Annotated in this window: 16 protein-coding genes and 1 rRNA gene; 6 read left to right on the top strand and 11 right to left on the bottom strand. The window is 59.8% G+C overall.

The window, feature by feature from the left end; genetic code table 11:
* The first annotated feature begins 44 nt into the window (after window positions 1-44).
* Both AC1D19_RS14170 and AC1D19_RS14165 read left to right on the top strand, forming a co-directional pair.
* Window positions 45-974, top strand: a complete 930-nt coding sequence (locus AC1D19_RS14170; RefSeq protein ID WP_477756857.1) for a LysR family transcriptional regulator — start codon at window positions 45-47, stop codon at window positions 972-974.
* Between the two features lie 316 nt (window positions 975-1,290).
* The gene (locus tag AC1D19_RS14165; RefSeq protein ID WP_477756682.1) at window positions 1,291-2,025 is read left to right on the top strand and encodes an ArsR/SmtB family transcription factor; all 735 of its coding nucleotides are present in this window, start codon (window positions 1,291-1,293) and stop codon (window positions 2,023-2,025) included.
* A 124-nt stretch (window positions 2,026-2,149) separates the two neighbouring features.
* On the opposite strand, the gene AC1D19_RS14160 is transcribed toward AC1D19_RS14165, so the two are convergent.
* The 5 genes from AC1D19_RS14160 to AC1D19_RS14140 form a co-directional block, all read right to left on the bottom strand.
* The gene (locus AC1D19_RS14160; RefSeq protein WP_150727777.1) at window positions 2,150-3,103 is read right to left on the bottom strand and encodes an adenosine deaminase; all 954 of its coding nucleotides are present in this window, start codon (window positions 3,101-3,103) and stop codon (window positions 2,150-2,152) included.
* Between the two features lie 166 nt (window positions 3,104-3,269).
* Window positions 3,270-4,352: a BMP family ABC transporter substrate-binding protein gene (locus AC1D19_RS14155; protein WP_477763594.1), complete on the bottom strand. Its 1,083-nt coding sequence runs from the start codon at window positions 4,350-4,352 to the stop codon at window positions 3,270-3,272.
* A gap of 267 nt (window positions 4,353-4,619) precedes the next feature.
* A complete protein-coding gene (locus tag AC1D19_RS14150; RefSeq protein WP_477763593.1) occupies window positions 4,620-5,978 on the bottom strand; it encodes an 8-oxoguanine deaminase in 1,359 nt (452 codons plus the stop codon).
* A gap of 247 nt (window positions 5,979-6,225) precedes the next feature.
* A complete protein-coding gene (locus AC1D19_RS14145; RefSeq protein ID WP_477756712.1) occupies window positions 6,226-6,915 on the bottom strand; it encodes an SDR family oxidoreductase in 690 nt (229 codons plus the stop codon).
* Window positions 6,916-6,934: 19 nt separating this feature from the next.
* Entirely contained in the window at window positions 6,935-7,291 is a 357-nt protein-coding gene (locus AC1D19_RS14140; RefSeq protein WP_477756714.1) for a MerR family transcriptional regulator, read from the bottom strand.
* An 82-nt stretch (window positions 7,292-7,373) separates the two neighbouring features.
* On the opposite strand from AC1D19_RS14140, the gene AC1D19_RS14135 reads away from it, so the two are divergent.
* Window positions 7,374-7,823 (top strand): hypothetical protein, encoded by a 450-nt coding sequence (locus tag AC1D19_RS14135; protein WP_477763592.1) that lies wholly within the window; start codon window positions 7,374-7,376, stop codon window positions 7,821-7,823.
* Window positions 7,824-7,862: 39 nt separating this feature from the next.
* On the opposite strand, the gene AC1D19_RS14130 is transcribed toward AC1D19_RS14135, so the two are convergent.
* The 6 genes from AC1D19_RS14130 to AC1D19_RS14105 all read right to left on the bottom strand — a co-directional run bounded on the left by AC1D19_RS14130 (window position 7,863) and on the right by AC1D19_RS14105 (window position 14,280).
* Window positions 7,863-8,789 (bottom strand): ABC transporter permease, encoded by a 927-nt coding sequence (locus AC1D19_RS14130; protein ID WP_477763591.1) that lies wholly within the window; start codon window positions 8,787-8,789, stop codon window positions 7,863-7,865.
* Window positions 8,789-9,895, bottom strand: coding sequence for an ABC transporter permease (locus tag AC1D19_RS14125; protein WP_477763590.1), 1,107 nt, complete (start codon window positions 9,893-9,895; stop codon window positions 8,789-8,791). The genes AC1D19_RS14130 and AC1D19_RS14125 overlap by 1 nt, the downstream gene beginning before the upstream one ends.
* Before the next feature lie 11 nt (window positions 9,896-9,906).
* Window positions 9,907-11,472 (bottom strand): ABC transporter ATP-binding protein, encoded by a 1,566-nt coding sequence (locus tag AC1D19_RS14120; RefSeq protein WP_477763589.1) that lies wholly within the window; start codon window positions 11,470-11,472, stop codon window positions 9,907-9,909.
* Window positions 11,473-12,019: 547 nt separating this feature from the next.
* A complete protein-coding gene (locus AC1D19_RS14115) occupies window positions 12,020-12,601 on the bottom strand; it encodes an IMPACT family protein (protein WP_477763588.1) in 582 nt (193 codons plus the stop codon).
* A gap of 18 nt (window positions 12,602-12,619) precedes the next feature.
* Window positions 12,620-13,270, bottom strand: coding sequence for a TetR/AcrR family transcriptional regulator (locus AC1D19_RS14110; protein ID WP_477755395.1), 651 nt, complete (start codon window positions 13,268-13,270; stop codon window positions 12,620-12,622).
* An 89-nt stretch (window positions 13,271-13,359) separates the two neighbouring features.
* Window positions 13,360-14,280, bottom strand: coding sequence for a LysR family transcriptional regulator (locus AC1D19_RS14105; protein WP_477763587.1), 921 nt, complete (start codon window positions 14,278-14,280; stop codon window positions 13,360-13,362).
* A 138-nt stretch (window positions 14,281-14,418) separates the two neighbouring features.
* On the opposite strand from AC1D19_RS14105, the gene aptA reads away from it, so the two are divergent.
* The 3 genes from aptA to AC1D19_RS14090 form a co-directional block, all read left to right on the top strand.
* Window positions 14,419-15,768 carry an omega-aminotransferase AptA gene (gene aptA, locus AC1D19_RS14100; RefSeq protein WP_477755393.1) on the top strand — a complete coding sequence of 450 codons (1,350 nt, stop codon included), beginning with the start codon at window positions 14,419-14,421 and terminating at the stop codon, window positions 15,766-15,768.
* 76 nt (window positions 15,769-15,844) lie between these two features.
* Window positions 15,845-17,338 (top strand): CoA-acylating methylmalonate-semialdehyde dehydrogenase, encoded by a 1,494-nt coding sequence (locus tag AC1D19_RS14095; protein WP_477763586.1) that lies wholly within the window; start codon window positions 15,845-15,847, stop codon window positions 17,336-17,338.
* Between the two features lie 567 nt (window positions 17,339-17,905).
* A 16S ribosomal RNA gene (locus AC1D19_RS14090) occupies window positions 17,906-17,992 on the top strand; the annotation flags it as partial.

Genomic DNA, 17,992 nt, shown 5'->3' with positions numbered 1-17,992 from the left:
AAGAGCAGTCTCTTTCAATATTTTTTTGATAATCGGTGCTCTTGATGCTGCGTTTCGATGACTTGCAGTTGTTTGTCCGGGCGGCGGACCTGGGCAGTCTGTCCGCCGCCGCACGGGGCATGGACATGTCGGCAGCCGTGGCCAGTGCGGCGCTCAAGCGCATCGAACAGCAACTCGGCGCCCGTTTGTTGGCCCGTTCGACCCGCAGCCTGCGCTTGACCGCCGAAGGCGAGGGCTTTCTCGAATACGCTCGCGCGGCCCTGAGCAATCTAGACGAGGGCCGGCGATTGCTGGCCAGTGGTCAGGACCAGGTCAGCGGGGTTCTGCAACTGTCGGCGCCATCGGACTTTGGCCGCAACCTGCTGCTGCCCTGGCTCGACGAGTTTCAACGCGAGCATCCGAAACTCACCGTGCGCCTGCTGCTGGGGGACCGCATCGCCGATCTGTTTCGCCAACCGGTAGACATTGCCCTGCGCTACGGTGAACCGGAGGACTCCAGCCTGGTAGCGCTGCCCATCGCCCCGCAGAACCGCCGGGTGTTGTGCGCCGCTCCCGGCTATCTGGCTCGGCATGGCGAGCCGCGGCATCTGGAGCAACTGGCACAGCACAATTGCCTGTTGTACATGCTCGGCAGCCGGGTCCACGACCACTGGAGTTTTCACGACGGCAAACGTGAAGTCAGCCTGACCGTCAGCGGCGATCGCTTCAGTGACGATGCCGATGTCGTGCGCCTTTGGGCCGTGGCAGGTGCCGGGATCGCTTACAAGTCCTGGCTCGATGTGGCCGCCGATGTACTGGCCGGCCGCTTGAAGGTGCTGATGCCGGAACTGCTCTGTGAGCGCGCCCCGCTGAATCTATTGTGCGCCCATCGCGCGCAATTGAGTAAGCCGGTGAATCTCTTGCGTGAAATGCTTGTCAGCCGATGTGAACTTTTGAGCAGTCAATTTCCAGGTTTTTCGGATATCGATCATTAGTCGCACGAAAAAAGAGAAATTTCTCTCAGGAACGATCACCACCTATGCCGGGCGGAGTACAGGATCCCGCGACCAACCCGCATATACTAGCGCCCTCATCATGTAGGTAGCGTCGATCCCCCAATGGCGGGTCCACGTTCGAGTCGGTCCGGCTGCACGGTCATCCTTCTGGCCTTCGCAGCGTCGGCCAGGCAGCGCAAATGAGTGAGCAAGGCGTCGCCGGGTTTATGACAGTCTCCACGGATTGGCCGACGACACATTACTGGTCAAGATGTTTCTGGGCAGTAAACGAAACGATTCAACAGGGAGTGAATACATGGAACATGCACCTTGCATCAGCCAGATCGCCACATTGCTGGCTGACCCAAAGCGCAGCGCAATGATGTGGGCCTTGATGGATGGTTCGGCGCGAGCAACCGAAGAGTTGGCATTGCTGGCTGGCCTGTCACCGTCTTCGGCCAGTGCACACCTGGGACGTTTGTCCGCTGGAGGTCTGCTCAAGGTTGAAAGCCGCGGCCGCAAACGCTTCTTCCGTCTGGCCGCGCCCGAGGTCGGGGCGGCAATCGAAGCACTGGCCAGCGCGACCTTCGCCAGCGCACCCCAGGGTATTCCGGACGTATTCAAGCGCAATGCGCCTCTCGTCAAACCCCGGGCGGTGCGTTCGTCATTGCTGAGTGCCCGACTGTGCGACGATCACTTGGGGGGCACCCTGTCCGCCGATCTGTATCAGCGACTGCTGGAGGCAGGCTGGATCGAACAGTTTGATCAGCGGGTCACGGTCACGCTCAAGGGCGCGACGGGGTTGGCGGCACGGGGAGTGTTCATCCAGGCGCTGGCCCATCACAACGGCAGGGTTGCCTGCGCATGCCCTGACTGGAGCGAAAGACGCCCGCACATGGGCGGCTCGCTGGGCGCGGCATTGTTGCAGCTGTTCATGCAGTCGGGGTGGTTGAGCCTGCCCAACGATTCCCGAGCCTTGCAGGTGACGGCCTCCGGCCAACGCGAGATCCATCGCTTTGCCCAGGAAACCGAACTGGAAATGGCGCTTTAAAACCTTACCCCAATCTGTAGGAGCTGGTTTGCCAGCGAAGACGGCGCCACATTCAGCATCATGGTTGAGTGGGGGGGCGCCTTCGCTGGCAAGCCAGCTCCTACAGTTGGATTTGCGGTGCTGCCTAGGGTTTCACCAGCCGCGCATCGAGGCTGTTCTGCGCCAGGCGTTTGGCCTGATCCTGAGTCATGCCCAGGTGGGTGTGCAGCGCATGGAAGTTCTCGGTGACATAGCCACCGAAGTACGCCGGGTCATCGGAGTTCACGGTCACTTTTACGCCGCGCTCCAGCATGTCGAGAATGTTGTGCTGTGACATGTGATCGAACACGCAAAGCTTGGTGTTCGACAACGGGCATACGGTCAGCGGGATCTGCTCGTCGATGATTCGCTGCATCAGGCGTTCGTCTTCGATGGCGCGCACGCCATGGTCGATGCGCTGGATTTTCAGCAGGTCGATGGCTTCCCAGATGTACTCGGGCGGGCCTTCTTCGCCGGCGTGGGCTACGGTCAGGAAGCCTTCGTGACGGGCGCGGTCGAACACGCGCTGGAACTTGCTCGGCGGGTGGCCCATCTCGGAGCTGTCCAGGCCCACGGCGACGAACGCATCGCGGAACGGCAGCGCCTGGTCGAGGGTTTTCTGCGCTTGGTCTTCGCTCAGATGGCGCAGGAAACTCAGGATCAATCCACTGGTGATACCCAGTTGCTGCTCGCCATCCTTCAGCGCAGCGGCGATACCGTTGAGCACCACTTCGAACGGGATGCCACGGTCGGTATGGGTCTGCGGGTCGAAGAACGGTTCGGTGTGAATCACGTTCTGCTCTTTACAGCGCAGCAGGTACGCCCAGGTCAGGTCATAGAAATCCTGGGACGTGCGCAGCACATCGGCACCCCGGTAATACAGGTCGAGGAACTCCTGCAGGTTGTTGAAGGCATACGCCTTGCGCAAGGTTTCGACGTCGTTCCATGGCAGGGCAATCTTGTTGCGCTCGGCCAGGGCGAACAACAGTTCGGGTTCCAGCGAGCCTTCCAGGTGCAGGTGCAATTCTGCCTTGGGCAGGGCGTTCAGCCAGTCGTACATAATTCTTTTCTCATCAGGTGCAATGGTCGCCATTCTACAGAGGGTTGCCGCAACAATTGGTAAAACCTGACCAGGCGGTTCATCACACCGCTTTCAGTTCCCGTCGATAAGCGTAGGTATCGGCGAAACGCGAGAGCAGGAACTCGGCGCAAGTGGTGGCCGGGAATTACTTCGGCATCTCGGCCTTCATGCCTTCCACGTAGTAATTCATCGAAGCCAGTTGCGCCGTGGTCGCGCTCGCGCCCGCCGGGATTTTTTCGACCCCGGCCTGATCCTTGATTGGCCCGGTGAACAGTTGCAGCGCACCGCTCTTGATGTCGGCGATGAGCTGCTCGGCTTCGCTCTTCACCGTCGCCGGCACCAGATCGCTGATCGGCAGCTCAACGGTGCCTTCTTTCAAACCGCCCCAGTAGTCCAGGGATTTCCAGTCATGGTCGATCACGCTTTGGGTCGCCTGAATGTAGTGCGGGCCCCAGTCATTGACGATGGAGGTCAGCACCGCTTTCGGTCCGAAGTGCGCCATGTCCGAAGCGTAGCCCACCGCATACACACCGCGACGTTCGGCGGCCTGGATCGGGGCGGGGCTGTCGGTGTGCTGGAACACCACATCCACACCCTGATCGATCAACGCGTTGGCGGCATCCGCTTCCTTGCCCGGATCGAACCATGAGTTGACCCACACCACCTTGATCTCGGTGCCGGGGTTGTACTTGTTCAGGGCCAGCTGGATGGCGTTGATGTCGCGGATCACTTCCGGGATCGGGAACGAGGCGACGTAGCCGACTTTTTTGGTCTTGGTCATCTTCGCCGCAAGGAAGCCGCCGACGTAGCGGCCCTCATAAGTGCGCGCCAGGTAAGTGCCGAGGTTCTTGTCCTGCTTGTAGCCGGTGGCGTGTTCGAAGGTCACCTTGGGAAACTGTTTGGCAACTTTCACCGTCGGGTTCATGTAGCCGAAGGAGGTAGTGAAGATCAGGTCGTATTTGTCCTTGGCCATGTTGCGGATCACCCGCTCGGCGTCGGCGCCTTCGGCGACGTTTTCCACGTAGTTGGTGGTGATCTGCGCACCGAATTTTTCTGCCAGTTCCTTGCGCCCCTGTTCATGCTGATACGTCCAGCCGTGGTCACCGATCGGACCGATATAGACGAAGCCGACTTTCAGCGGTTCGTTGGCACTGACGGTCAGACCGGCGCTCAGACCGATGGCCGCCGCAACGGCGCAAAGCAGCTTCTTCAACGGACGGTTGTGCATGAATTGGAACTCCATTTTGTTGTGAGGTTGGCTGGGCTCTCGGGCTTGCACAGAGCAATGCAAATTGCTGACCAACAAGACAACAAAACATGAATCCGCGGTGATGACATCGCGAGCTGGCTCGCGATGGGTCTTTGAAGTCCGATAAAAGTGCATGCCCTTGCACTGCTGCCACCCACTGGTGCGCCAATCCAGATGGCCTTGACCCTCCACAAAACCAATGTGGGAGCTAGCAGGCTCGCTCCCACAGTTTTAATCGGTGTTGTATCAGGTCCCGGCGATCAACTGCCGCGCCGCCTGGCTGTGTTCAGCAATCAACCCCTTCAGATCCAGCCCCTCGACCTGCCCATCGATCACCCGCCACTTGCCGCCGACCATCACTCGATCCGCGCGATCGGCACCACACAGCAGCAACGCCGAGACCGGATCATGGCTGCCGGAGAAGCGCAGCTCATCGAGCTTGAACATCGCCAGGTCCGCCTGCTTGCCCACCGCCAATTCGCCGATATCGGTACGGCCCAGCAGGCTCGCCGAACCCTTGGTCGCCCAACCCAATACGCGCTCCGGGGTGATTTTCTCGGCGCCGTAGCGCAAGCGTTGGATGTACAGGGCCTGACGCGCTTCGAGCATCATGTTCGAGGCATCGTTGGACGCCGAACCGTCCACGCCCAAACCAAGCAAGGCACCAGCATCGGTCAGATCGATGCTCGGGCAAATGCCCGAGGCCAGGCGCATGTTTGAGCTTGGGCAATGGCAGATGCCTGTCCCGGCAGCGCCGAGACGGGCGATTTCATCCGGGTTGAAATGGATGCCATGGGCCAGCCAGGTACGCGGGCCGAGCCAGCCTACGCTGTCCAGATAATCCACGGTGCGCAGGCCGAAGCGTTGCAGGCAGAAATCTTCTTCGTCGAGGGTTTCTGCCAGGTGGGTGTGCAGGCGCACGTCGAGTTTGTTCGCCAGTTCGGCACTGGCCGACATGATTTCCGGTGTCACCGAAAACGGCGAGCACGGTGCCAGGGCGATCTGGATTTGCGCGCCGTCACCACGTTCGTGGTACTCGGCGATCAGCCGCTGGCTATCGGCGAGGATCACTTCGCCTTCCTGCACGGTTTGTTGCGGCGGCAGGCCACCATCCTTTTCACCGAGGCTCATGGAACCGCGGGTCAGCATGGCACGCATGCCCAGCTCGCGAACGCTTTCAACTTGTACGTCGATCGCGTTTTCCAGACCTTCCGGGAACAGGTAGTGATGGTCGGCGGCAGTGGTGCAACCGGACAGCAGCAATTCAGCCAACGCGACCTTGGTGGCGAGGGCGAGTTTTTCCGGCGTCAGGCGTGCCCAGACTGGGTACAGGGTTTTCAGCCAGGGGAACAGCGGCTGATTGACCACCGGCGCCCAGGCGCGGGTCAGGGTTTGATAGAAGTGGTGATGGGTGTTGATCAGGCCCGGCAGGATCACATGCTCGCGGGCATCGAACACTTCGTTGCACGGTGCGGACGGTTGTTGACCGGCGCCGAGCACTTCGACGATCAAACCGTCTTGCAGCACCAGACCGCCACGGGCATCGAGACCGTTGGCCGTGAAAATGGCGAGGGGATTTTTTAACCAGGTACGGGTCGCAGGCATGTTGGCCGGCTCCTCTGAAAGTTGGGTTCAGGGTTGCCAGCTCAGTGTTGCCCTGTCTGCTGATCCAGGTTCGCCGGGGAGGCGAGGTGCGCAGTGTCGATCAAAACGCTCTGGCGGGCAAGCCCGACCCGACCAGACGAAGAGTAACCCCTGTAGGAGCGAGCTTGCTCGCGATGGAGTATCAGCTACATAGCTGTCGGCTGACACACCATCGCGAGCAAGCTCGCTTCTACAGTAAGGATGGCGTTTACCAGGGAATGGTTTCACCCCGGTAGTTGATGAAATGATGCCCGCCCTGGCCGACATACGCATTCACCTGATCCACCAGACCACGGGTGCTGGTTTCCACGTCGATGTCCGCGCCGTCACCCCCCATGTCGGTTTTCACCCAGCCCGGGTGCAGCGACAGCACGGTGAGTCTGGTTTCGCCCAACTGAGTGACGAAGCTGTTGGTCATGGAATTCAACGCCGCCTTGCTGGCCTTGTACAACGCCAGCTCCGGCGCATCGGGCATGGTCACGCTGCCCAGCACTGAGCTCATGAATGCCAGCACGCCGGTGTCCGGGCGCAGTTGCTCGACAAAGCGCTGGGCCAGGTTGAGCGGCGCCACGGCGTTGGTGAAAAACAGCTGACCGACGTCGGCCATTGTCGCGCCACCGTTCGGCGTCTGCACCTCCGGTCCCTTGACCCCGGCATTGACGAACAACAGGTCAAACACTTCGCTCTTGAGTTGCTGGCTCAGGGTGGACACCGCTTGCTGATCGTCCATGTCGAGCTTTTCGATCCGCACCTTGCCCAGGGCCTGCAAGGCTTCGGCTTTTTGCGGATCGCGCACGGTGGCGGTGACTTGCCAGCCATCGGCCAACAGGGTTTTAACCAGCCCGAGGCCAAGCCCCCGGGAGGCGCCGATGATGAGTGCGGTTTTTGCCTTGGACATGAGTGGCTTCCTTGAAAGTTCAGGATCGTGGATTCAATGGACACTGTTGCCCGAGCCGTTGTTGCAACTCGCCGCGCAGCGCGCCGAGTTCGGCCATGCGGGCTTCGATCAGTTTGAGTTTGTCTTGCAGCAGTTGCGTGACGGCGCTGTCCGGATCGGGCGACTGCCAGATTGCAGCGACGCTGTTGCCGATCTCGCCGAGGGTAAAGCCCAGCCGTTGTGCGGTCTTGATGTACTGCACCAGTTGCACCATGTCTGGCGGATAGTCGCGATACCCGTTGGCGCTGCGTTGCGCCGCGATCAATCCGCGCTGCTCGTAAAAGCGTAGCGTGTCGCGACTGACGGCGCTGGCCTGGGCTAATTCACCGATACGCATCATGACGTCTCGAGGGGGCTTGACCCTGGAGCATACTCCAGGCTTTAGCCTTGTTGCTCCCTGAATTGATGGAGCAATGTCGATGTGGACTACAACGCAATATCGCCGGTTGGTGCAAGGTAGTGCCTGGTATGACTTGATCGTGATGCTCGCGTTTGTCACGCCGTGGAGTTTTGCAGCGTTGCATGGGTTTTTGATGGGCGTGAGTCAGGCGTTGAGTTTGCCCGGTGAGCTGCCACCGTTCGAACCGGCGCACATGTTGATGGCGAATCTGCTGGGGTCGATTGTCTGCGTATGGTCGGTGCTGCGGATTCGTGATCCGCAGCAGGTTTATGGGCGGTATGACGCCGTGGGCAGATTCCTGTTCTCGGCCTGGCAGGCCTATGCCCTGATCCATGGCGCGAGTTCGCTGCTGGTGGTTTTTCTGGTGTTTGAATTGGCGTGGGGCGTGGCTCAGGTGTTGCCTGTGCGGACGCCATCGCGAGCAGGGTTTGCGTCAGACACAATAATTGCTCAAGACGCGATTATGTAGGAGCGAGCCTGCTCGCGATGGCGTCCGCCCAAACAACCACTAATGCCCAGCCTGCCACGGCTGCCCCAACGACACCGGCGCATACAACCGTGTCCGCAGCGCATCCCGGGACAACAGCACCAACACCACAATGGTCGCGACATACGGCAGCATCGCCAGCAGACTGGACGCAATCGCCAGCCCCAACCCCTGCGCCACCAGGTGCAGGATGCTGGCGAGCCCGAACAGGTACGCGCCGAGCAGCAGGCGCCACACCCGCCAACTGGCGAACACCACCAGCGCCAGGGCAATCCAGCCGCGCCCGGCGCTCATGTTCTCCGCCCACATCGGCGTGTACGCCAGGGACAGATAAGCCCCGGCCAACCCTGCCATTGCGCCGCCGAACAACACCGTCAACGTGCGTACAACCAAAACCGGCAAGCCCATGGCGCTGGCGGCGTCGGGATTTTCGCCGACCGCTTGAATGATCAGCCCGATGCGGCTTTTCAGAATCACCCAGGCCACCAATGCAAACAACGCGAACGACAGATACACCAGCAGATCCTGGGCAAACAGCATCCGTCCGATCAGCGGGAGCTCACTCAAATACGGAATCGCCATCGGCTCGAAACCCGCCAGCGGTTTGCCGACCCACGCCGCACCGACAAAGGTCGACAGGCCCACACCGAAAATCGTCAGGGCTAGCCCGGTGGCCACCTGATTGGCGTTGAACACCAGAGCCACCAAGGCAAAGAGAGACGACAACAGTATCCCGGCAAGCATCGCCAGCAACACGCCGAGCCACAGGTTTGCGGTGTTGAACGCGACGATGAAACCGATCACCGCGCCAAACAGCATCATGCCTTCCTGGCCCAGGTTGAGGACGCCGCTTTTCTCGCAGATCAGTTCCCCCAGCGCCACCAGCAGCAACGGCGTACCGCAGCGGACCATGGCGTAGAAAATATTGCTCAGCAGATCGATATCCATCACAGCGCTCCTGCTTGTGCGGCGGTGGCTTGGGCGCGACGGGTCCAGCGCAGGTTCAAGCGCGGTCGGTAGAGAATCAGCACATCACTGGCCAGCAGGAAAAACAGCATCATGCCCTGGAACAATTGGGTAATCGCTTGCGGCAGGTTCAGGCTCATTTGTGCGCTTTCGCCGCCGATGTACAGCAGCGCCATCAACAGGCTGGAAAACAGGATGCCGACAGGATTCAGGCGGCCGAGAAACGCCACGGTGATCGCCGCATAGCCGTAGCCCGGCGAGACCTGCGGCACCAGCTGGCCGATGGGGCCGGTGACTTCGCACACACCCGCCAGCCCAGCCAGGCCACCGCTGATCAACAGCGCGAGCCAGATCAGGCGCTTCTCGCGAAAGCCGACAAAACCGGCGGCACGTTTGTCCAGCCCGAGCACTTTGATCTGAAAACCGACAAAGCTTTTTTGCAACAACACCCAGACCGCCACCAACGCGAGCAGGGCGAAATACACCCCGGCATGCACCCGGCCATCCTCCATCAACAGCGGCATGCGGCTGGCGTCACCGAACATCGCTGACTCGGGGAAGTTGAACCCGGCGGGATCCTTCAAAGGGCCGTGAACGCAGAACAGCAACAGGTTCAGTGCGATGTAGTTGAGCATGATGCTGGTCAGGATCTCATTGGCGTTGAAGCGCGTGCGCAACCACGCCGTCAGGCCGGCCCACGCGGCACCCGCCAGGGTGCCTGTGAGCAGGATCAGCACCAGCGCCCAGCGGCTTTGCATATCGATGATGTTCACCGCCAGCGCACTGCCGGCCAACGCGCCGAGCAGCAGTTGACCTTCGGCACCGATGTTCCAGATACGCGCCTGATACGCGACGGCCAGGCCCAGGGCGCAGAGCAGAATCGGCAGGGCTTTGACCAACAGTTCAGAGACGCCGTACAGGTCGCTGACCGGTGCGATAAGCAGCGTGTGCAAGGTCAGTAGCGGGTCGTGCCCGAGCGCGATAAAAAACAGTGATCCACAGCCCAGGGTCAGGACCGCCGCCAGCAACGGCGAGCACCACAGCATCAGGCGCGATTGCTGGCCACGGGGTTCAAGAGAAAGCAGCATGTGACACTCCGTTAGCGCGTGGCGGATGCGAGTGATTGAGGGGCACCGAACTGGCCGGCCATCCAGCCGCCGACATCGCTCAGGCGCGTATCCACTGTGGCGTGGAGCGCCGACAGCCGACCGCCGCACAAGGCGCCGAGGCGGTCGCTGATCTGGAACAGTTCGTCGAGGTCTTCGGACATCACCAGGATCGCCGCGCCGGCATCGCGCAAGGCAATCAAGGCGCGATGAATGGTGGCGGCGGCGCCGACATCCACACCCCAGGTTGGATGCGCGGCCACCAGCAGTTTCGGTTGCTGAAGGATTTCCCGGCCGAGGATGAATTTTTGCAAATTGCCTCCGGACAGGCTGCGGGCCGACACCTGGCTATCGGGTGTCTTGACGCCGAAACGGTGGATGATTTCCTCGGCCAGTGCTTCGACTTTGCCGCGCTGAATCAGGCCGTTACTCACCAATCCCTGCTGGAAAGCGGTCAGCAGCGTGTTGTCCGCCAGGCTCAGCTCCGGCACCGCGCCATGACCCAAGCGTTCGGCGGGGACGAACGCCAGGCCGAGTTGGCGGCGAGCATCGGGACGCAAATGGGCGACTGGCTCCTGGCCAAATCGGATCGTCGCGCTGGCGTTGCGGGGCAGCAGTGCTTCGCCACTGAGCAAGGCCAGCAACTCATCCTGGCCATTGCCGGCGACACCGGCGATGCCGACAATTTCACCGCCGCGCACTTCAAGGTCGATGTTGGCAAGCGAGCAGCCGAACGGGTCCGGGTTGTGCCAGGACAAGCCACGGACATCAAGGAACGCATCACCTCCAGTAACCTTCGGATAGTCTGCGATCAACTCCGCTGCTTCACCGACCATCAAGCGCGCCAGTTGCTGATCCGAACACTCGGCCGGCACGCAATGCCCGGCCACCCGACCGCCTCGTAAAACTGTTGCGCTGTGGCACAACGCGCGGACTTCCCCGAGCTTGTGGCTGATGAACAAAATGCTGCTGCCGTCGGCAGCGAGCCGGCGCAGGGTGACGAACAAGTCGTCGGTCTCTTGCGGCGTCAGCACCGAAGTCGGTTCATCGAGAATCAACAGGCGGATGTCCTGCATCAGGCAACGAATGATTTCCACCCTTTGCCGTTCACCGATCGACAGGCTGTGGACAAGTCGCTCCGGTTCCAGCGCCATGCCGTAGCGGCGGGACACTTCGCGAATCTTCGGCTCAAGCTGTTTGGGTGTGCCTGCCGCCGCGCCCATGGCCAGGGCAATGTTCTGCGCCACGCTCAGGGCTTCGAACAGCGAAAAATGCTGGAACACCATGCCGATTCCCAGACCGCGCGCCTGGGCCGGGTTGCGCAGGCTCACCTGCTGACCTTGCCAGATCACCTCGCCCGAATCGGCGTGGGTGACGCCGTAGATGATTTTCATCAGCGTGCTTTTGCCCGCGCCGTTTTCGCCGAGCAGGGCATGGATCTCGCCAGGGGCAATGGACAGGTCGATGGCGTCGTTGGCCAGGCAACCGGGGTAGCGTTTTGTGATTTTGCGCAGTTGCAGGCGCGGAATCGGATCAGGAATTGGAGCGGGATTGGGCATGACAGGCTCGGTGCTGTTGGACTTGTGCCTGTGGATAAAGCAATTTTCTGGCCACTTGGTCAGGAAAACTTCGAAGTCCTGTGAGCCGAGGCGTTGAGTACGCAGCTTTCAAATGTGCCACGCAGAGCCCGGCACCACATGGGGGCAATGGTGCAAATCAAGCCCTGATTTTGCTCGTGCGCTTTTGCTCAAAAAATGAGCAACTGACCACAAGCCATACCGTGCAGGGCGCCGAGACGGCCATGAACGGGTTATCCACAGATTGCTCCACAGTATTTGTGCGCAAGCTCAAAGCACGGGCATAAGCACTGAGTGGCTTTCTTCTAAAGGCGATAAACCGTCGTAACTGTTTGTTTTTATTTGTATTTGATTTGCTTGATGGCGGATTGGACGAAAATTGAACAAAGTTCGCAAAGCCGTATGACACAAGGGTTACAGCCGTATGTGCTCAGGTTATCCACAGCCGGGTGCACAGCAGATGTGGGCAAATATGGAATAAGTGGAAAAGCGGCGTGCCCCAAAAAATTGCAGCCTGTGCGGAAGCCTTTTAGCGCTGTAACAAAATGCGTCCGCGACTCAAATCGGCCAGTTGTGACTGCAAGGTGTCGATCTGCGCATCGCCCACAGCCAATTGCAACTCGACACCATTGGCGGTGAAGGTTTCATCCACAACCAATCCACCTGCCTCCGCCACCCGCAGCTTGACCAGGGCCAACTCGGCAAATCCGCAAGCGCAACGCAGCGGCACCCGGCTGATCAGCTCAATCTTTGGCGCCGCTTGCAGGCATTTATTTGCACCACCGCCATAGGCCCGGGCGAGCCCACCGGTGCCCAGTTGGATGCCGCCATACCAGCGAATCACCAGTACCGCGACCTGATCGCAATCCTGCGCTTCGATCGCCGCTAGCATCGGCCGGCCGGCCGTACCGCCGGGCTCGCCATCATCAGTGCTGCGATACTGATCGCCGAGTTTCCACGCCCAGCAGTTGTGCGAGGCATTCAAGTCACTGTGCTGTTCAATGAACGCCTGGGCCTCGGCCGGGCTGGAGACTGGCGCGGCGAAGGTAATGAAGCGGCTCTTGCGAATCTCTTCGCGGTATTCGTAAAAACCGCTGAGGGTAAAAGGCATACGTACCTGAATGGCTACTTAAATGGCAGGTTGCAGGCCGCAGCCCTTGAGAATGATGCGGATCAGGTTGTCCCCGGCGTCTTCCATGTCCTGTTTAGTCAACCTGGTGCGCCCGGTTACGCGGCAGATCTGCGTGGCGAAATCGGCGTAATGCTGGGTGCTGCCCCACAACAGGAAGATCAGGTGCACCGGATCGACCAGGTCCATTTTACCGGCGTCGATCCACGCCTGGAACACGCCCGCACGGCCCTGAAACCAGGCGCGATAATCCTGGTTGAAGTACTCGGTCAGGCATTCACCGCCACTGATGACTTCCATGGCGAAAATCCGCGAGGCTTGTGGCTGGCGTCGGGAGAACTCCATTTTCGCGCGGATGTAACGAGTCAATGCTTCGCTCGGATCGTCTTCGGCGGTGAGGGTGTTGAAGGTGCTGTCCCACAACTCGATGATGTTGCTTAGCACCGCCACGTACAAACCGAGTTTGTTGGTGAAGTAGTAATGCAGGTTTGCCTTGGGCAACCCGGCATTCTGGGCGATGGTGTTCATGCTCGTGCCTTTGTACCCGTGACGGGCGAACTCGTCTTCGGCGGCTTTGATGATGGTCTCTTCGTTTTTCTGACGAATGCGGCTGACGGGTTTGCCGCCGTGGGCTGGGACTTCAAAGGTCATAAGCATTTCCGAACTGATGGGTGGGACGGCCAGTGCGTTGATAGCGTACCCACCGGATTCAGACAAGTCCTTATGTGGCGCAAGGATCATTAACGCGTCGCGGCCAGGCTCTCGAGAAAACTCTCCAGCACCAGATGCGGGCGACGCCCCTTGCGTGTAACCGACGCCAGGCTGAGGTCATAGAAGCGCGTTTTCGCTTTCAACGCGCGCAACCGACCTTGCTGCACCCAAAGACTCGCGTAGTGATCCGGCAGGTAACCGATGTAGCGCCCGGTCAGGATAAGGAACGCCATGCCTTCGCGGTCCGAGGCACTGGCGGTGCAATTGAGCGCCTGGTAGTGAGCCTGGATCTCCGCTGGCAAACGGAAGGTGGGTGCGATGGCGTCCTGACTGTTCAGGCGTTCGTCGTCCAGTTGCTTGTCATCGACATAAAACAGCGGATGGCCGACCGCGCAGTACAACAGCGATCGCTCGCTATACAGCGGTTGATACTCGAGCCCCGAGAGCGCACTGGCCTGCGGCACCACGCCGACGTGCAGGCGACCGTCAAGCACGCCTTGTTCGACCTCATTGGGCGCGATCATGCGGATCTGGATCTGCACGTCCGGGCCGCGCTCTTTCAATTGCGCGAGGGCATGGGTGATGCGCATGTGGGGCAGGGTGACCAGGTTGTCCGTCAAGCCAATGATCAACTCGCCGCGCAAGTGCTGGTGCAGGCCATTGACCTCGGTGCGGAAGCTTTCCAGCGCACTTAACAGTTGCAGCACCGATTGATAGACCTCGCGGCCTTCTTCGGTCAGGGAAAACCCGGCACGTCCCCGTTGGCACAGGCGTAAACCGAGGCGTTGCTCCAGATCGCTCATCTGCTGGCTGATCGCTGAGCGACCGATGCCCAGCACGGTTTCCGCCGCAGAGAAGCCGCCGCATTCCACCACGCTGCGGAAAATCCTCAGCAGGCGGATATCAAAGTCGCTGACCTGGGCCAGCGGATCGGGACGGCGAGTGCTCATGCGGGTTACTCAAAGTTTAGTGGTTGGCTGACTGAACATTAGAAAAGTTGGATTTCACCGACTTTATCCCCGTGGCAATTTAGCTGCAACAACGGTTTTCAATCCTTACGCCGCTTATTGCCTTGCGAGGTTACGCCCATGAACCAGCCTGAAAACGCCCCGACTTCCCTGGCCAGCCAGCTCAAGCTCGATGCTCACTGGATGCCTTACACCGCCAACCGTAACTTCCAGCGCGACCCGCGCCTGATCGTTGGCGCCGAAGGCAGCTGGCTGATCGACGACAAGGGCCGCAAGGTATATGACTCGCTGTCCGGTCTGTGGACCTGTGGCGCCGGGCACACCCGCAAGGAAATCCAGGAAGCGGTCTCCAAGCAATTGGGCACCCTCGACTACTCGCCAGGTTTCCAGTACGGCCATCCGTTGTCCTTCCAGCTGGCTGAGAAAATCACCGACCTGACCCCGGGCAACCTGAACCACGTGTTCTTCACCGACTCGGGCTCCGAGTGTGCTGACACCGCTGTGAAGATGGTCCGTGCTTACTGGCGCCTGAAGGGCCAGTCGACCAAGACCAAAATGATCGGCCGTGCCCGTGGTTACCACGGTGTGAACATCGCCGGCACCAGCCTCGGCGGCGTGAACGGCAACCGCAAGCTGTTCGGTCAGGCGATGATGGACGTCGACCACCTGCCGCACACTTTGCTGGCAAGCAACGCTTATTCCCGTGGCATGCCGGAGCAGGGTGGTATCGCCCTGGCTGACGAACTGTTGAAGCTGATCGAACTGCACGATGCGTCGAACATCGCGGCGGTCTTCGTCGAGCCATTGGCCGGTTCCGCTGGCGTGCTGGTTCCACCACAGGGTTACCTCAAGCGTCTGCGTGAAATCTGCGACCAGCACAACATCCTGCTGGTGTTCGACGAAGTGATCACCGGTTTCGGCCGTACCGGCACCATGTTCGGCGCCACCACCTTCGGCGTGACCCCGGACCTGATGTGCATCGCCAAGCAAGTCACCAACGGTGCGATCCCGATGGGCGCGGTGATTGCCAGCTCCGAGATCTACCAGACCTTCATGAATCAGCCGACGCCTGAATACGCGGTTGAATTCCCCCATGGCTACACCTATTCCGCGCATCCGGTGGCTTGCGCCGCGGGCCTGGCAGCACTCGACCTGCTGCAAAAGGAAAACCTGGTGCAGAGCGTGGCTGAAGTCGCACCGCATTTCGAAAATGCGCTGCACGGCCTCAAAGGCACCAAGAACATCATCGACATCCGCAACTTCGGCCTGGCTGGCGCGATCCAGATCGCCCCTCGTGACGGCGATGCGATCGTGCGTCCGTTCGAAGCCGGCATGGCGCTGTGGAAAGCCGGGTTCTACGTGCGCTTCGGCGGCGACACCCTGCAGTTCGGCCCAACCTTCAACAGCAAGCCGCAGGACCTGGATCGCCTGTTCGACGCGGTCGGCGAAGTGCTGAGCAAGATCGACTGATTTCTCCCTCTATATATGTATTCAAACAACAGGCGTCCCGAAACGGGCGCCTGTGGACAACTTTTCAGGAGCTTCCATGAGCGCTATTCCGCATTTGATCAATGGCGAACTGGTGACTGAGAACGGTCGCGCGGTTGATGTGTTCAACCCGTCTACCGGCCAGGCTATTCACAAGTTGCCGCTGGCGACCCGCGAAACCATCCAGAGCGCCATCGACGCCGCCAAGGCTGCATTCCCGGCCTGGCGCAACACGCCACCGGCCAAGCGGGCCCAAGTGATGTTCCGCTTCAAGCAACTGCTGGAACAGAACGAAGCGCGCATCTCGCAATTGATCAGCGAAGAACACGGCAAGACCCTGGAAGACGCCGCTGGTGAACTTAAGCGCGGTATCGAGAACGTCGAGTTCGCTTGCGCGGCGCCGGAAATCCTCAAGGGCGAATACAGCCGCAACGTCGGCCCGAACATCGATGCATGGTCGGACTTCCAGCCACTGGGCGTGGTGGCCGGTATCACGCCGTTCAACTTCCCGGCCATGGTGCCGCTGTGGATGTACCCGCTGGCCATTGTCTGCGGCAACTGCTTCATCCTCAAACCGTCCGAGCGTGATCCGAGCTCGACGCTGCTGATTGCCCAGTTGCTGCTGGAAGCTGGTTTGCCCAAAGGCGTACTGAGCGTGGTGCACGGTGACAAGACTGCAGTGGACGCATTGATCGAAGCGCCGGAAGTCAAGGCACTGAGCTTCGTCGGTTCGACCCCGATTGCCGAATACATCTATAGCGAAGGCACCAAGCGCGGTAAACGCGTTCAGGCCCTGGGTGGTGCGAAGAACCATGCGGTGCTGATGCCGGATGCAGATCTGGACAACGCTGTCAGCGCACTGATGGGCGCGGCTTACGGCTCTTGCGGTGAGCGCTGCATGGCGATCTCCGTGGCCGTGTGTGTCGGCGACCAGGTTGCCGATGCTCTGGTGGCCAAACTGGTTCCGCAAATCCAGGCGCTGAAGATCGGTGCCGGTACTTCCTGCGGTCTGGACATGGGCCCTCTGGTTACTGGTCAAGCGCGGGACAAGGTCAGCGGTTACGTGGAAGACGGCGTAGCAGCTGGCGCGACACTGGTAGTGGACGGTCGTGGCCTGACCGTGGCCGGTCATGAGGAAGGCTTCTTCCTGGGTGGCTGCCTGTTCGACAACGTCACGTCAGAAATGCGCATCTATAAGGAAGAGATTTTCGGGCCGGTATTGTGCGTCGTCCGGGTCAACAGCCTGGAAGAGGCGATGCAACTGATCAACGATCACGAGTATGGCAACGGCACCTGCATCTTCACCCGTGACGGGGAAGCGGCGCGCCTGTTCTGCGACGAGATCGAAGTCGGCATGGTCGGCGTCAACGTACCGCTGCCGGTGCCGGTGGCTTACCACAGTTTTGGTGGCTGGAAACGTTCGCTGTTCGGCGACCTGCATGCCTATGGCCCGGATGGTGTACGTTTCTACACCCGCCGCAAGGCCATCACCCAGCGCTGGCCGCAGCGTGCGAGCCATGAGGCTTCGCAGTTCGCTTTCCCTAGCTTGTAAGTAGAAGGGTAAAGAAGGCCGACCCAACGGGTCGGCCTTTTGTTTTTGGGGCTTTTTTAGCTATATGACAGTTTTGTGAAAATAGCTGTTGACGGCAGATTCTGGAAGCCTATAATTCGCCCCACTTCCGGCGCAGTCGAAACGGAAAACTCCTTGGTAAACAATGAGTTATGCAGTTTTCGGCAGCAGGTTGCTTCAGGTCATCGAAGCCAAAAGGAAGTTGAAAAAGGGGTGTTGACAGCAGCGTGTAACGCTGTAGAATTCGCCTCCCGCTGACGAGAGATCTGAAGCGCAAGTGGTTGAAGTTGAAAAGGAAACTTGGAAAACTTCTGAAAAATACCACTTGACAGCAAATGAGGCTGCTGTAGAATGCGCGCCTCGGTTGAGACGAAAGMTCTTAACCAACCGCTCTTTAACAACTGAATCAAGCAATTCGTGTGGGTGCTTGTGGAGTCAGACTGCTAGTCAACAGATTATCAGCATCACAAGTTACTCCGCGAGAAATCAARGATGTAACCAACGATTGCTGAGCCAAGTTTAGGGTTTTCTCAAAACCCAAAGATGTTTGAACTGAAGAGTTTGATCATGGCTCAGATTGAACGCTGGCGGCAGGCCTAACACATGCAAGTCGAGCGGATGACAGGAGCTTGCTCC

The sequence above is a fragment of the Pseudomonas sp. P1_C12 genome (genome assembly GCF_056406435.1).
This window is presented reverse-complemented; position numbering and strand designations above follow the sequence as displayed.

Bases quoted from the DNA above. Each gene is read 5' to 3' on its own strand.
- AC1D19_RS14170 (WP_477756857.1), top strand. From the start codon at position 45: ATGCTGCGTTTCGATGACTTGCAGTTGTTTGTCCGGGCGGCGGACCTG.
- AC1D19_RS14165 (WP_477756682.1), top strand. From the start codon at position 1,291: ATGGAACATGCACCTTGCATCAGCCAGATCGCCACATTGCTGGCTGAC.
- AC1D19_RS14160 (WP_150727777.1), bottom strand. From the start codon at position 3,103: ATGTACGACTGGCTGAACGCCCTGCCCAAGGCAGAATTGCACCTGCAC.
- AC1D19_RS14155 (WP_477763594.1), bottom strand. From the start codon at position 4,352: ATGCACAACCGTCCGTTGAAGAAGCTGCTTTGCGCCGTTGCGGCGGCC.
- AC1D19_RS14150 (WP_477763593.1), bottom strand. From the start codon at position 5,978: ATGCCTGCGACCCGTACCTGGTTAAAAAATCCCCTCGCCATTTTCACG.
- AC1D19_RS14145 (WP_477756712.1), bottom strand. From the start codon at position 6,915: ATGTCCAAGGCAAAAACCGCACTCATCATCGGCGCCTCCCGGGGGCTT.
- AC1D19_RS14140 (WP_477756714.1), bottom strand. From the start codon at position 7,291: ATGCGTATCGGTGAATTAGCCCAGGCCAGCGCCGTCAGTCGCGACACG.
- AC1D19_RS14135 (WP_477763592.1), top strand. From the start codon at position 7,374: ATGTGGACTACAACGCAATATCGCCGGTTGGTGCAAGGTAGTGCCTGG.
- AC1D19_RS14130 (WP_477763591.1), bottom strand. From the start codon at position 8,789: ATGGATATCGATCTGCTGAGCAATATTTTCTACGCCATGGTCCGCTGC.
- AC1D19_RS14125 (WP_477763590.1), bottom strand. From the start codon at position 9,895: ATGCTGCTTTCTCTTGAACCCCGTGGCCAGCAATCGCGCCTGATGCTG.
- AC1D19_RS14120 (WP_477763589.1), bottom strand. From the start codon at position 11,472: ATGCCCAATCCCGCTCCAATTCCTGATCCGATTCCGCGCCTGCAACTG.
- AC1D19_RS14115 (WP_477763588.1), bottom strand. From the start codon at position 12,601: ATGCCTTTTACCCTCAGCGGTTTTTACGAATACCGCGAAGAGATTCGC.
- AC1D19_RS14110 (WP_477755395.1), bottom strand. From the start codon at position 13,270: ATGACCTTTGAAGTCCCAGCCCACGGCGGCAAACCCGTCAGCCGCATT.
- AC1D19_RS14105 (WP_477763587.1), bottom strand. From the start codon at position 14,280: ATGAGCACTCGCCGTCCCGATCCGCTGGCCCAGGTCAGCGACTTTGAT.
- aptA (WP_477755393.1), top strand. From the start codon at position 14,419: ATGAACCAGCCTGAAAACGCCCCGACTTCCCTGGCCAGCCAGCTCAAG.
- AC1D19_RS14095 (WP_477763586.1), top strand. From the start codon at position 15,845: ATGAGCGCTATTCCGCATTTGATCAATGGCGAACTGGTGACTGAGAAC.